The 14,365-nt window shown below is 73.7% G+C and carries 12 protein-coding genes; 3 read left to right on the forward strand and 9 right to left on the reverse strand.

Annotated features, from left to right (window positions below; translation table 11 throughout):
* The coding region (locus ACWF41_RS17530) for a DUF6597 domain-containing transcriptional factor (RefSeq protein ID WP_452182946.1) at positions 1-450 on the reverse strand (450 nt) is incomplete at its 3' end.
* 93 nt (positions 451-543) lie between these two features.
* Here ACWF41_RS17530 and ACWF41_RS17535 point away from each other — a divergent pair.
* Entirely contained in the window at positions 544-999 is a 456-nt protein-coding gene (locus ACWF41_RS17535; RefSeq protein ID WP_380321552.1) for a VOC family protein, read from the forward strand.
* A gap of 30 nt (positions 1,000-1,029) precedes the next feature.
* Here ACWF41_RS17535 and ACWF41_RS17540 read toward each other — a convergent pair whose 3' ends face one another.
* The 7 genes from ACWF41_RS17540 to ACWF41_RS17570 all read right to left on the reverse strand — a co-directional run bounded on the left by ACWF41_RS17540 (position 1,030) and on the right by ACWF41_RS17570 (position 9,712).
* Complete coding sequence (locus ACWF41_RS17540; RefSeq protein WP_452183001.1) at positions 1,030-2,322, reverse strand: deoxyguanosinetriphosphate triphosphohydrolase; 1,293 nt, start codon at positions 2,320-2,322, stop codon at positions 1,030-1,032.
* 49 nt (positions 2,323-2,371) lie between these two features.
* A complete protein-coding gene (locus ACWF41_RS17545; protein ID WP_380326419.1) occupies positions 2,372-3,172 on the reverse strand; it encodes a metallophosphoesterase family protein in 801 nt (266 codons plus the stop codon).
* 109 nt (positions 3,173-3,281) lie between these two features.
* A complete protein-coding gene (locus ACWF41_RS17550) occupies positions 3,282-5,189 on the reverse strand; it encodes a glycoside hydrolase family 13 protein (RefSeq protein WP_380324589.1) in 1,908 nt (635 codons plus the stop codon).
* Positions 5,190-5,241: 52 nt separating this feature from the next.
* A complete protein-coding gene (locus ACWF41_RS17555; RefSeq protein ID WP_380324587.1) occupies positions 5,242-5,907 on the reverse strand; it encodes a hypothetical protein in 666 nt (221 codons plus the stop codon).
* A gap of 81 nt (positions 5,908-5,988) precedes the next feature.
* Entirely contained in the window at positions 5,989-6,900 is a 912-nt protein-coding gene (locus ACWF41_RS17560; protein WP_380324584.1) for a sugar ABC transporter permease, read from the reverse strand.
* A complete protein-coding gene (locus ACWF41_RS17565) occupies positions 6,897-8,477 on the reverse strand; it encodes an ABC transporter permease subunit (RefSeq protein ID WP_380324581.1) in 1,581 nt (526 codons plus the stop codon). Before ACWF41_RS17565 ends, ACWF41_RS17560 begins: the two co-directional genes overlap by 4 nt.
* Positions 8,477-9,712: a sugar ABC transporter substrate-binding protein gene (locus ACWF41_RS17570; RefSeq protein ID WP_380324578.1), complete on the reverse strand. Its 1,236-nt coding sequence runs from the start codon at positions 9,710-9,712 to the stop codon at positions 8,477-8,479. The genes ACWF41_RS17565 and ACWF41_RS17570 overlap by 1 nt, the downstream gene beginning before the upstream one ends.
* Positions 9,713-9,931: 219 nt before the next feature.
* Between ACWF41_RS17570 and ACWF41_RS17575 the strand changes: the two genes are divergently transcribed.
* On the forward strand, positions 9,932-10,954 hold the full coding sequence (locus tag ACWF41_RS17575; protein ID WP_380324575.1) for a LacI family DNA-binding transcriptional regulator: 1,023 nt from the start codon (positions 9,932-9,934) through the stop codon (positions 10,952-10,954).
* 146 nt (positions 10,955-11,100) lie between these two features.
* Positions 11,101-12,924 (forward strand): glycoside hydrolase family 13 protein, encoded by a 1,824-nt coding sequence (locus ACWF41_RS17580; protein ID WP_380324572.1) that lies wholly within the window; start codon positions 11,101-11,103, stop codon positions 12,922-12,924.
* A gap of 93 nt (positions 12,925-13,017) precedes the next feature.
* Here ACWF41_RS17580 and dusB read toward each other — a convergent pair whose 3' ends face one another.
* The gene (gene dusB / locus ACWF41_RS17585) at positions 13,018-14,259 is read right to left on the reverse strand and encodes a tRNA dihydrouridine synthase DusB (RefSeq protein WP_380324569.1); all 1,242 of its coding nucleotides are present in this window, start codon (positions 14,257-14,259) and stop codon (positions 13,018-13,020) included.
* Positions 14,260-14,365: the final 106 nt, after the last annotated feature.

Here is a 14,365-nt window from a genome sequence, read left to right on the forward strand (position 1 = left end):
GGCCCGGGCCGCGGCGACCGCCCGCCGCCCCGCGGCGTCGACATCGGCCGCCGTCGGGCCCCGGGGAGCCACAGCCAGCGCCGCGGCCGCGGGCGCGACCAGGCCGGGGCGCAGCGCGTCCGGGCCGTCGAGCAGCACGCGCAGCGCGCCCGGCCGCAGCTTGGTGCCCAGCACGGCACCCGACCCCCGCAGCGTGCGCGCGAACAGCCCACCGGGGATGCCGTGCGCGGCGAACCCGTCGGCCTCGGCGACCACGTTCGCGTTCGGGTGCGGGATGACGACCTGCGTGAACTCGACCCCCGGGGGCAGGTCCCACCGCACCACCCAGTGCCGCTCGACGAGGTCGGCGACGTCGGGCGCCGGGTCGAGTCGCACCAGCGCGAACCCGCCGCGGGCCGCGGCCGGGTCGACGAGGCCGCGGGTCGACGCCGTCGGGCGGGATTCGAACACCTGTCGCATTCCTCCAAGACTGCCCCCACCCTCCGACACCAGCATGGGGAGGGTCAGCCGGCACCGGCCGGAGCACCGCTGGAGGGAGCCCCCATGGACCTGTCACCCCTGCACCCGAACATCACGGTCGCCGACCCGCGCGCCGCCATCGACTTCTACGTCGCCGGGCTGGGCGCCGAGGTGGTCGACGTCATCACCGCGGGCGACGCGATCATCCACTCGGACCTGCGGATCTCCTCCGGCTCCGGGTGGTCCACCTTCACCGTGGCCGCCGAGTTCCCGGCCGACGGCGCGGTGGCGCCGCAGCCGGACGGCCCGACCACCGGCTCCTTCACCCTGTACGTGGACGACGCCGACGCCGCGCACGCCCGCGCCGTCGCGGCCGGCGCCCGGAGCACGCAGGATCCCGGCGACTGGTTCCCCGGCTTCCGGCAGGCGGCGGTGCGCTGCCCGGCCGGGCAGCGCTGGTTCTTCGCGCAGGTGGCCGACGACGTCACCGCCGCGGACGTGCAGCGTGCCAGCGACGCGTGGATGGCCGAGCAGTCCTGACCGCCTCGTCCCGGGGCCGGGCGGTCGCCGTCAGCGGCCGCGGACGAGCCGGTCGTGCCACTGGATGGCCGACACGTCCGTGAGCGACGCGACCTGGTCGACGACGACGCGCAGCCGCGCGTCGTCGTCGGCCGCCGCGTGCCAGTCCGCGACGAACGGCGCCTCCAGGGCGTCCGGGCCGCGGTCGGTCAGGACGTCGACGAGGTCCGCGATCATCTCGCGCTGCGCGCCGTACACGGGCTCGGCCTCGCGCGGCGCCATCACGTACGCGACGGCGACACCCTTGAGCGCGAGGATCTCGTCCGCCGTCTCGGCCGGCACCACCAACCGCGCGACGTACCGCGTCAGCGGCCCGTCGCCGAACACCTCGCGGGTCGCGTCCTGGGCCGACCCGCTGAAGCGACCGATGAGCTGGCTCGTGGCGTCCTTCAGCCGGGCGAGCGCGCGACGCGAGCCGTCGAAGTCCGTCACCAGGTACCCGGTGTCGCGCAGGCGGCACAGCGCCGCGTCGATGGCGTCCGGCTCGTGCCAGGCGCCGTACCAGGCCCGCACGTGCGCGGCGACCCGCGCCCGCTCGTCGGCGTCGTCGAGCATCCGCAGGTCGAGCCGCCCGCCCTGGACGGCGTCCTCGACGTCGTGCACCGAGTAGCTGATGTCGTCGGCGAGGTCCATGACCTGCGCCTCCATGCACCGCACCCGCCCGCCGGGAGCGCCGCGGCGCAGCCACTCGAAGACGGGGCGGTCGTCGGGGTAGACGCCGAACTTGCCGGTCGCGCCGCCGTCGGGCCGCGCCGGGCCGGCCCCGAGCCCCCACGGGTACTTCACGCTCGCGTCCAGGCTGGCGCGCGTGAGGTTCAGGCCGCGGGGCGAGCCGTCCCCCGCGAAGACCTTGGGCTCGAGGCGCGTCAGCAGCCGCAGCGTCTGCGCGTTCCCCTCGAAGCCGCCGATCCCCTGCGCGATCTCCGCGAGCGCCCGCTCCCCGTTGTGCCCGAAGGGCGGATGGCCGAGGTCGTGCGTCAGGCACGCGGTGTCCACCAGGTCGGGGTCGCAGCCGAGCGCGCGCCCCATCTCCCGGCCCACCTGCGCCACCTCGAGGGAGTGCGTGAGCCGGGTGCGCACGAAGTCGTCGCTGCCCGGGCCCAGCACCTGCGTCTTCGCGCCGAGCCGGCGCAGCCCCGAGGAGTGCACCACCCGGGCGCGGTCGCGCTCGAAGGCCGTGCGGTGCTTGGACTTGGGCGGCTCCGGGTACCACCGCTCGGTGTCCGCGTCCGTGTACGACCCGAGCCATTCCTCGCCCGTGTCCGGGCGCACCGACCGGCCCATCACCTCGGCGTCGAACGCGCCCTGCTCGAACGTCTGCACGAGACGAAGCCTAGCGAGCGCCGCCGACGCCCCCGTCGTCGACCTCGACCGTCTCGGCGGGGGCCGGGGCGAGGCCCCGATAGACGCCCGTGCGCAGCTCCTGCGCCCACGGGTCGTACTCCGGCATCCCCACCGCGCGGGCGACGGCGAGCTCCGCCTCGACGTCGTAGGGGACACGCACGTGCTGGATCCCGAAGAGGCCGGGCTCGTCGGTGTCGGGGACCCCCTCGAGGATCGCGTAGACGGGCGTCGCCTCGTCGATCGGGTTGCCGACGGACCCCGTGTTGAACAGCGTCCGGCCCTGGTGGACGTCGACGAACGCCTGGTGGATGTCGCCGTACCCCACCGTCGTGGGCTCCGGCCCCGGGCCGGTGAGCTCGGTCGACGCGAACATCCCGTGGAACTCCTCGCGCGAGTGGTCGCGGCGCACGCGCGTGTGCACGCTCGTCGCCGACGCGTGGAACAGCCGCACCCGCCGCCCCGACAGCAGCAGGTCGTGGCTCAGCGGCTTGGCGGCGAGCCAGGCGCGCTGGTCGGGCCGCAGCTCGTCGCGCCACCAGACCAGGCCGGCGTCGCCGTCGTCCGGGATCCCGGGGAGGAAGTCGTCCCAGTTGCCGCGGACGTGCACCTCGCACACCTCCCGCAGCCGGTCGATCGCGGCGCTCCCCCGCGGCCCCTTGCCCGCGTCGTCGCCGAGGTTGATCACCCGCGTGATCCCTCGCGCGGCGACGTCGGCGAGCACCGCGTTGAGCGCACCGAGGTTGCCGTGGACGTCCGAGATGACGGCGAGACGTTCGAGGTCGCGTGGCACAGGTCGATGCTGCCACGCCCGCCACGTCCGCAGGGGCCGAACAGGCGGTTGCGCACGCTCTGAGCGCTCAGAACGTGCGCAACCGCCTGCTCGGCTTCGATCCGCTCGATCAGGCCAGGCGGACGACGGCGACGCCCGGCCCGTCGCCGGCGACCTCGAGGCCGCCGGCGGTCGCCCGGAGGGCGAGGTCGCCGTACAGCACCTCGGGTGAGGCGCCGGACGCGAGCAGGTGGCCCGGCAGCCGCACCCCCGGCCACGGCGCGCGGGCCAGCACGACGAGCACCCGCTCGTCCGGCGTCTCGCGCAGGTAGGCGACGGCGTCGTCGTGCACGGCCGCCCACCGCAGGCCGCCGTCGCGCAGGGCACCCGACGACGAGCGCAGCGCCGACAGCCGCCGGTACACCTCCAGGGTCGCCACGTCCCAGCGCGGGCCGCCGGCGGCGGACTGGTCCCACGCCATCGTCGTGCGGGCGTGCTCGCCGTGGGTGCCGGTGGCGCCCACCTCGTCGCCCGCGAAGACGACGGGTGCGCCCAGGTACGTGAACAGCAGCGTCGCGGCGACCTCCACCAGCTCCCGCGACCCGACGACGGAGCGCAGCCGCGGCGTGTCGTGCGAGCCCAGCATGTTCCACTGCGTCGCCGTCACCTGCCACGGCACCAGCGCCGCGACCTCGCGCATCGTCTCGACCATCGCCGCGGCCGGACGGCGCGGCACCGGGACCGGCAGGTCGAGGAACGGCACGTCCGAGCCGTCCGGCACCAGCCACGACCAGGCGGGGCGCGTGAAGCCGGCGTAGTTCATGTTCGCGTGCCAGCCGTCGCCGGCCAGGTCCCCGGACGCGTCGTGGAAGTGCTCGGCGACCAGCGCCCCGTCGGGCCGTTCGGCCAGGATGCGGGCGCGCAGGGCCCGGGCGACGGCGTGGGCGCGGTCCGCGCTGCCGCGGCGGCCGGTCATGTTCGCGACGTCCACGCGCCACCCGTCGAGGGCGAACGGCTCGCGGAGGTACCGGGCCACCACCGCGTCGTCGCCCGTGACCATCCGTCGCCACGTCTCCTCGGCGGCCCAGTCCAGCTTCGGCAGCGACCCGTGCCCCAGCCAGCCGACGTACCCGTCGCCGTCGGCCTCGGCCCCGGGCACGACGTCGGGGCCGCCGTCCTCCCAGTGGTACAGCTCGCGCTCGGGGGACCCGGCGTCCGCGCGGGCGGCGAGGAACCACTCGTGCCCGGCGCCCGTGTGGTTGGTCGTCACGTCGCCCATGAGGCGCATCCCGCGCGCGTGCACGGCGCGGGCCAGGCGCGCGTACGCCGCGTCGCCGCCGAGCAGCGGATCGACGTGGTCGAAAGTCGACGCGTCGTAACGGTGGTTCGACCGGCCCGGGAAGACGGGCGTGAGGTACAGCGTGCGCACGCCGAGCGCCTCGAGGTGGTCGAGGTGCTCGACGACGCCGTCGAGGTCGCCGCCGAACAGCTGCGTACCGGCCAGCGGGCCCGACCCGGCGGGCTCGTCGTCCCAGCCGGCGGGCACCGCCCACTCCGGCGCCTCGCGCGCGTCAGCCGCGGCCGAGCGGGCGAAGCGGTCGGGGAACACCTGGTACGCCAGGCCGTCGCGCAGCCAGCCCGGCCCCGGCGCGTGCGTGGTGAGGCGGAAGCTCGCGGCGTCCGGCACCTCGCGGTCGTGCACGCCGCGGCCGTCCAGCCAGCGGTAGCCGCCCGGCACGTCCAGGAAGAACCGGTACGACGTCACCGGGTGGTGCACGACCAGGTCGGCCGCGTACCAGTCCTCGTACTCGTCCCCGCCGTCGCGGCGGGCGGGCAGCAGCCGCGGCTCGCCGTCGCGCACCGTCCGCAGGCGCACGTCGCGCACCCCCGCGCTCTTCGGCACCCGCACGCGCACCGTCACCGCGTCGCCCAGGGCGGGCGTGGCCTCGGGGGCGAAGAGCGCCGACCCGTCGTGGTGCGGCTGGTCGAGCAGCGTGCGGGCCGGCGTGGCGACCCCCGTCAAGGCCTGCGTGGTCATGTCGTCCTCTCGTCGGTCGGCGGGCGGGCCGCCCGGCCGACGCGAGGACGGCTCAGTGGCGGCGGCGCCCGATCGCCCACCCGGCGGCGAGCGCGATCGCGATCCCGACGACCTGCCCGCCGAGGATCACCTTGTTGAGGTCCAGCACCGGCTGGAAGCGCGTGCCCTCGGCGGAGACCACGACGACGCCCAGCGGCTTGACGCGCAGCCCGTAGCCACCGCCACCGCCACCGCCCTCGCCGTGTCCCTCGCCGCGGGCCTCACCGTTGAGCTCGCCCTTCAGCTCGCCCGACGCGTCGCCCTGCGCCTCCCCCGAGGCGTCTCCGTGGGCGGAGCCGCCCTGGCCCGGGGGCGTGGCCGCGGCGTCCGCCCCCTCGGCCTCGCCCGAGTCGGCCGCGGCGTCGGAGGAACCCGACCCGAAGCTGAACGACCGGCGCCAGCCCGGCGCGCTGCCCTCCCCCGAGCTCTTGCCGGTGCCCCGGCCGGAGCCGCTGCCGGTCCCGTTGCCGGAGCCGGCGCCCGTCCCGGCCGCGGACCCGGCGCCGCCCCCGCCGCCCGCGCCCGTGCCGATCCCGCCCCACACCTTGGCGACGGGGATGATCAGCTGGCCCTGGTGCTCGTAGGGCTCGCCGTACGCGCGGCGCACGGAGAACGAGTCGTCGGCGGCGTCGGTGAGACGCGCGAGGTCCGGGGAGTAGGAGCGCGAGTCGTCGGTCATGTCGCCCAGGCTAGGACCGCGGTGTGACAGCCGCCACAAGGATCGCGGGTGGATCCCGCGGAACCTTGCGGCGGCCGCCGGTCAGCCCTTGACGGAGCCGGCGGTGAGCCCACCCACGATGTACTTCTGCAGGAAGAGGAACAGCGCGAGCACGGGGATCGCCGACAGCACGGCGCCGGCCGCGAAGAGGCCCCAGTTGGCCTCGAGGAGGGACGACACCCAGCCGTACAGGCCCACGGCCAGGGTCCAGTTGGACTCCGACTGCAGCACCACGCGGGCGATGATGAACTCGCCGAACGTGCTGATGAAGCTCAGCAGCGCCACGACGGCCAGGATCGGCGTCACCAGCCGCAGGATGATCGTCCAGTACACCTGGGCGTGGGTGGCGCCGTCGATCTTCGCCGCCTCGTCGAGCTCCCGGGGCACGGTGTTGAAGAACCCGTACATGAGGAACGTGTTCACGCCCAGCGCCCCGCCCAGGTACACGCAGATGAGCGCGAGCTTCGAGTTGAGGCCCAGCACCGGCACGACCTGCCCCAGCGAGATGAGCAGCAGGAAGATCGCGACGAACGCGAGCATCTGCGGGAACATCTGGATGATCAGCAGCGACGTGAGCCCCACGCGCCGCCCGGCGAACCGGAAGCGCGAGAACGCGTACGCGGCCGCGGCGCCCATGAGCACGGTGCCCACCGACGTCGCGACGCCGATGACGAGCGTGTTGCCCATCCACGTCCAGAACTTCGTGCTGCCGAGGGCGGCGTAGTTCACGGTGCTCACTTGGGCGAACAGCTCGTTCGACCCCGTGAGGGTGCCGTTCGGCGACAGCGACGCCGACACGACGTACACGATCGGGAACACGGCGTACAGCACCGCCAGCACCCCGACGACGTGCCGCCACCCCAGCTCGCGGGCCCAGCGGCCCGGCGACATGCGGTGCCGCAGCTCCTGCGGGGACTGTGCGGTCTGCCGTGTCTGCGCGGTCTGCGCCGTCATGAGCTCAGCTCCTCAAGCTTTCGGGTCTGCCGGAAGGCGATCGCGGAGATCACGCCCACCACCACGAAGATCACGATGGACAGCGCGCTGGCCAGGCCGTAGTCGCGCGGCGCGGAGCCGTCCAGCCCGGACACGTTGTAGACCATCGAGATGAGGATGTCCGTGTGGCCCAGCGGCACGGACGCGTCGTCGAACCGCGGCCCGCCGCCCGTCAGCATCTTGATCAGCGTGAAGTTGTTGAAGTTGAAGGCGAAGCTCGAGATGAGCAGCGGCGCCGTGGCCACCAGCAGGAGCGGCATGGTGATGGAGCGCCACGTGCGCCAGCGGCCGGCCCCGTCGATGCGAGCCGCCTCGTACACGTCGCCCGGCAGGGACTGCAGCGCGCCCGTGCAGATGAGGAACATGTACGGGAACCCGAGCCAGAGGTTGACACCCAGCACGGAGAGCTTGGCCAGCCAGGGGTCCGTCAGCCACGGGATCGCCGCCCCGCCCAGCAGCACCTGGTTGATCACGCCGAAGCTCTTGTTGAGCATGCCGGACCAGAGCAGGGCCGCGAGGAAGCCCGGCATCGCGTACGGGAGGATCATCAGCGTGCGGTAGACCTTGCGGCCCCGCAGCCGCGGGTCGTTGAACACCATCGCGAGGAACATGCCCAGCGCGAAGGTCGTGACCACCGACAGCAGCGCGAACGCGAACGTCCACGCGAGGATCTTGACGAACGGGCCCGCGTACCGGGAGTCGCCGAACGCCGTCGCGAAGTTCTCGAAGCCCACCGTCACACGCCAGCCCACCGCGAGGGTGGAGCCGTCCGCCGCCTCGAACTGGCCCTCGTCGTTCGGCGTGTACACCACGCCGGTCGACGTGTCCGTCATCGTGTCGGCGGCCGCGTCGTACTCCAGCACCGACTGGAAGACGTAGCCCGTGCGGGCGTCCTGGGTGCGCACCGAGCCGTCGGCCGGGTCGTCCGAGACGGGCACCCGCAGTGTGGTGACCTCCTGCTGACGCGCCAGCACCGTCCCGCGGTCGAGCACCGTCCAGCCGGGCACCTGCGTGACCGTGGTGCCGTCGACGGTCGCGTCGGGCGCGTCGGTCAGCGGCTTCTCGGCCGTACCGACCTCCACCGCGCCGTCCTCCAGGACGGCGAAGCCGAGGTCGCCGTCGCCCGACTCCACGACCGTCAGCGGCAGGGCGGGCGAGCCCTCGACGCGGCGCTCGTTCTGCACGAGCAGCGCGTCGATCGCCTGCTCCTTGGTGGAGTTGTGGCCGTCGCCGTAGTTCGTGAAGGCGACGTACCCCGTGTACCCCACGACGTACACCTGGTAGACGAGCAGGAACGCGAGCCCCGGCAGGATGTACTTCAGCGGCAGCGACCGCTTCGTGAAGTACACCCAGTTGGCCGCGGCGAGCAGCGCCACCATCGCGGCGAGGATCCCCCACGACCCGGCGCGCCAGGCGGCCAGCACGGCGAAGACGCCCAGGGCGTCCACGAGGGCGATGAGCACGATCTTGACGGCGAAGCCGGCTCCGGAGAAGCTCCCGGAGCCGGCCTCGGCGCCCCTGTAGCGGGAACGCGACATCAGTCGAGCGCGCCCTGGATGTCGGAGACCATCTTGTCCCATGCCTTGACCGGGTCGGACGCCTTGCCCGAGATGATGCTCGCCTCGGTGACGCCCCAGAAGGACCAGACCGAGCCCATCTCGGGGATGGACGGCATCGGCACGGCGGTGGCGCCGACCTCACGGAAGCCGGCGACGAGCGGGTCGGACGACGCGGCGTCGGCCGCCTCGATCAGCGCCGGCGGGCGGCCGCCGGCCTTGAACAGCGCGGTCTGGGCCTCCGGCGTCGACATGTAGTTGACGAGGAAGTCGTTGGCGACGAGCGCGTTCTTGCTCTGCGCGCTGACGTAGAAGCCCTGCACGCCCACGAACGGCTGCGCCGGCTTGTCGCCGGGGGCCGGGATCGGGTCGACGGACAGGTCCATGCCCTTGAACTTCTCGAGCATCCACGGGCCGCCGATGACGAACGGCGACTTTCCCTTGGCGAACGCCTCGACGGCGATGTCGTACGAGATGTCCGTGCTGAGGTTGCCCGCCGCGCCCTCCTCGGAGAGCCAGGTGGCGAACGCCTCGCCGTTCTTGCCGCCGAGGGCGAGCTCGGGACGGTAGGAGCCGTCGTCGTTCTGCTCGAAGACGGGGGCGCCGAACGACGTCTGGAACGGGTAGTACGTGTAGGGGTCACCCTTGTCGCCGTCCGACTGGATGAGGAACGGGAACTTGGTGCCGGCCTTCTTCCCCGCGGCGATCATGTCGTCGTAGGTCTTGGGGGCCTCGGAGGCGAGCTTCGTGTTGCGGATCAGGGCGATGTTCTCGATGGCGTACGGGAGGCCGTAGACCTGGCCGTCCTGGGTGAACGCCTGCGTCGACACCGGGATGAAGTCGCCCGCCTTGTCGCCGAGCTCGATGGGCTGGACCACGCCGTTCGCGGTGAACTCGCCCAGCCAGTCGTGCGCGCCGACGGTGATGTCGGGGCCCTCGCCGGTCGGGACCTGGGCCAGGAAGTCGGCGCGGATGTCCTCGAAGTTCTTCTGGACGACCTCGACGTCGACGCCCGACTCCTTTTCGTACGCCTCGGCGGCGGTCGTCACGGCGGCCTCGCGGGTCTCGTCGACCCACACCGTGAGGGTGCCCGAGGCGGACGGCTTGGCGCTCGCGCCGGCGTCGCCGGTCGACTCGGCCGCCGGCTCTCCGCTGCCGCAGGCCGCGAGGGCCAGCGTGGTGGCCAGGGCCGAGGCGAGAAGGATGCTCCTTCGCATCGTGGTTACTCCCAGCTGTCTTCGGTGGACGGCCCGCGCGGCGTCGCCGGCGGACCCTGAATGCCCACAACGTACGGACCGTTGCAGCGCGATGCAAGATCTTGCGATAACTTTTCAGCAACGCGTGGCAACAGGACGCCGCGTGCCCGATGTCCCGGCGGCCCACGCCGGTATCCCACCCCAGGACGAGGAGGTCCCGTGTCCCTTACGATTCCTCGGGTGCGCACCCGATTGAGCGACCTGGCGGACCAGGCTGGAGTGTCGACGGCCACGGTCTCGCGCGTCCTGAACGGCAAGCCGGGCGTGGCCAGCTCCACCCGGCAGGCCGTGCTCGCCGCGCTCGACGTCCTCGGCTACGAACGGCCGTCGGCGCTGCGCGGCCGCTCCGCCGGACTCGTGGGCCTCATCGTCCCCGAGCTCACCAACCCGGTCTTCCCCGCCTTCGCGCAGGCCATCGAGTCGATCCTGGCGCAGCGCGGGTACACGCCACTCCTGTGCACGCAGGCGCCGGGCGGCACCACCGAGGACGAGTACGTCAGCACCCTCGTGGACCACTCCGTCGACGGGATCGTCTTCGTCTCCGGGCTGCACGCCGACACCCGCGCGGACCACACCCGCTACTCGATGCTGCGCAGCCAGGGCGTGCCGATCGTGCTGGTCAACGGCTATGCGCCGGGGATCGACGCCCCCTTCGTCTCCCCCGACGACGCGGCCAGCGTGGACGTCGCCGTGCAGCACCTGGTCACCCTGGGGCACCGCCGGGTCGGCCTCGCGATCGGGCCGGAGCGGTACGTCCCGTCGCGCCGCAAGCTCGCCGCGTTCCTCGCCGCCCTCGTGCGGCACGGCCTCGCCGACGACGAGGAGGCCGCCCGCGAGCACGTGCGCTCCAGCCTGTACACGCTCGAGGGCGGGCAGGCCGCGGCGGCCGAGCTCATCGACGCCGGGCACACCGCCATCGTCTGCGCGTCCGACCTCATGGCCCTCGGCGCGGTCCGCGCGGCACGGTCGCGCGGGCTCTCGGTGCCCGACGACGTGTCGGTCGTCGGGTACGACGACGCGCCGCTCATCGCGTTCACCGAGCCACCCCTGACCACCGTGCGCCAGCCGGTCGAGGCGATGGCGCGCGCCACCGTGAGCGCGCTGCTCACCGAGATCCAGGGCGAACGGGCGCCGCGCACCGAGCTCCTCTTCGCGCCCGAGCTGGTCGTCCGCGGCTCCACGGGGGCCGCGCCGCGCGCCTGACGGTCCCCTGGGGGCGGGCGGTTGCTGCAACTCTTGCTGCAACGCTTACACTCGACAGGTCGCGCACGGGTTCGCCGTGCCCCGACCGTGCCCGCCCGTGCCCCACCCCGGTGAGGACGGCCCCCGACCAGGTGAGGAAGCCAGCGATGACCTCCACCCAGACCACCCCCGCCGCGACCGCGACCGACGCCGCCGACCTGCTGCGCAGCGGCGCCGTCGTGCACGCCGGGAGCGCCGACGCCCGGCAGTGGTGGCGCGACGCCGTGATCTACCAGGTCTACCCGCGCTCGTTCGCGGACGGCGACGGCGACGGGATCGGCGACATCCCCGGCGTCACGGCCCGCCTCGACCACCTCGAGACCCTCGGCGTCGACGCCGTCTGGCTGTCGCCCTTCTACCGCTCCCCGCAGAACGACGCGGGCTACGACGTCGCCGACTACCGCGACGTCGACCCCCTGTTCGGCACCCTCGCCGACTTCGACGACCTGCTCGCCGGCGCCCACGCCCGCGGCATCCGCGTCATCGTCGACCTGGTGCCCAACCACACCTCCGACCAGCACGCGTGGTTCCAGGCCGCCCTCGCGGCCGCCCCCGGCTCCCCCGAACGCGCCCGGTACGTCTTCCGCGACGGCCGCGGCCCCGACGGCGCCGGGGCGCCGAACAACTGGCAGTCGATCTTCGGTGGCCCTGCCTGGACGCGCCTCGCCCCGCGCGAGGACGACGGGGACCTCGGCCCGCAGTGGTACCTGCACCTGTTCGACTCCACGCAGCCCGACCTCGACTGGCAGCAGCCCGAGGTGCGCGCCGAGTTCGAGGACGTGCTGCGCTTCTGGCTGGACCGCGGCGTCGACGGCTTCCGCGTCGACGTGGCGCACGGCCTCATCAAGGCCGACGGGCTGCCCGACTGGGACGGGCACGTCGAGATGGTGGCCGGCTCCGCCGAGGACGCCGCGGACGAGGGCACCGGCGACGTCGAGCCCGGCGCGCCCGAGGACGGCTCCACCGGCGCCGGCAACCACGGCCCGATGTTCGACCAGGACGGCGTGCACGACGTCTACCGCGCCTGGCACCGGGTGCTCGCCGAGTACGACGGGGACCGCTGCCTCGTCGCCGAGGCCTGGGTGGAGCCGCTGAGCCGCCTCGCCCGCTACGTGCGCCCCGACGAGATGCACCAGGCGTTCAACTTCTCGTTCCTCACGACCGGCTGGGACGCGGCCGCCCTGCGCACCGTCATCGCCGCGTCGTACCAGGCGAACGACGAGGTCGGCGCGCCCACCACCTGGGTGCTGTCCAACCACGACGTCGTGCGGCACCCGTCGCGCCTCGGCTCGGCCGACCCGTCCGTGAAGGTCAACGGCGTGTTCGCCACCGACCCGCAGCCCGACGAGGAGCTCGGCCTGCGCCGCGCCCGCGCCGCCAGCCTCCTCATGCTCGGCCTGCCCGGCTCCGCGTACCTGTACCAGGGCGAGGAGCTCGGGCTGCCGGAGCACACCGCGCTGCCCGCCGAGGTGCGCCAGGACCCCGCGTTCTTCCGCACCGGCGGCACGGAGGCCGGTCGTGACGGCTGCCGCGTGCCCCTGCCCTGGTCCGCCGACGCCCCCGGCTTCGGCTTCGGCCCCGCCGGCGACCCGTGGCTGCCACAGCCCGCGTCGTTCGCGCGCTACGCCGCGGACGCGCAGTACGGCGTCGAGGGCTCGACGTTCGAGACCTACCGCGCCGCGCTCACGCTCCGCAAGGCCGAGGGCCTCGGCCTGGGCGGGCTCGCCTGGCTCGCGGGCTGGGAGACGTCCGCGGACGTCATCGCGCTCCGCAACCAGGACGTCGTCGTGGTGGCGAACCTGGGCGCCGAGCCTGTGCTGCTCCCCCGCGGGGTCGAGGTGCTGCTCGCCTCCGGCCCGGTCATGACCGACCGCTCCGCCGACCCGCAGACGCGCGTCCCCGCCGACACCACCGTCTGGCTGCGCGCCTGACCCGCACCCCGGTCAGCGCTGTGGGCGCTCGTTCGGCTCTATCCCGTGAGGCGATAGCGCCAGACGAGCGCCCACAACGCTCCGGGCCAGGGGTCAGCCGCCGCTGACGCTCAGCTCGGCTTCGCGCAGCTTCGCTTCGAACTCCGCGTCGAGGTCGCGGGAGTCCAGCCAGCCGTACGGCAGGTGCGGCTGCTTCGGGGAGCCCGCGCGGCCGCGCGGGCCCTCCGCGTCCTCGCCGGGGTAGGGCAGGTCGAGGTCGAGGGCGTCGAGGCGCTCGCGCAGCTCAGCCGTCGTGGAGACCATCGCGAGGGCGTGGCGCGCGTCGCCTCCAACGGCGTAGCCCTTGAGGTACCAGGCCATGTGCTTGCGCAGGTCGCGCATGCCCTTGCCCTCGTCGCCGTCGAAGTACTCGATCATCAGCTCGCCGTGGCGGTAGATCGTGTCGGCCACCTCGCGCAGGCCGGGGCGCACCCGCGTCGTGACGCCGTGGAACGCCGCCGCCAGGTCCGCGAACAGCCACGGCCGGCCCTGGCAGCCACGCCCGACGACGACGCCGTCGGCGCCGGTCTCGCGCACCATGCGCAGGGCGTCCTCCGCCGACCAGATGTCGCCGTTGCCGAGCACCGGGACGGTGCGGACGGCCTCCTTGAGCCGCGCGACGGCGGTCCAGTCGGCCTGTCCCGAGTAGTACTCCGCGGCGGTGCGCGCGTGCAGCGCGACGGCCGCCACCCCCAGCGACTCGGCGATGCGGCCCGCCTCGAGGTAGGTGAGGTGGTCGTCGTCGATGCCCTTGCGCATCTTCACCGTGACGGGCACGCCGTACGGCTCGGCGGCGCGGACCGCGGCCTGCACGATGTCGGTGAACAGCTGCCGCTTCCACGGCAGCGCGGAGCCGCCGCCCTTGCGGGTCACCTTGGGCACCGGGCAGCCGAAGTTGAGGTCGACGTGGTCGGCCCGGTCCTCGGACGCGATGATCTTCACGGCGGCTCCGACGGTGGCCGGGTCGACACCGTAGACCTGCGCCGAGCGCGGGGTCTCCTCCTCGCCGAAGGTGACGATGCGCAGCGACTCGACGTTGCGCTCCACGAGGGCACGGCTGGTCACCATCTCCGCGACGTACAGGCCCGGGTCGAAGCCCTGCGACGCGCCTGCCTCACGGCAGAGGGTGCGGAAAGCGCGGTTGGTGACGCCGGCCATCGGGGCCAGCACCACGGGGGTGTCCACGGTGATCGGCCCGATCTGCAGCGGCGGCAGGACGCGCGCGGCGTCGGCGGGGACGCCGGGTCCGGGCGCCGGCGTGCTGACGGGATCGAGGGTGGAAGTCACGTCACCCATTGTCGCAAACCGTTGCTGCGCGCCCGCGGTCAGGTTCGTCACCCTCGTGCTGTGAGCGGGAGATTGGCCCCCTTTCGCCGGCGAAAGGGGGCCAATCTCCCGCTCA

The sequence above is a fragment of the Isoptericola sp. NPDC055063 genome, assembly GCF_053608125.1.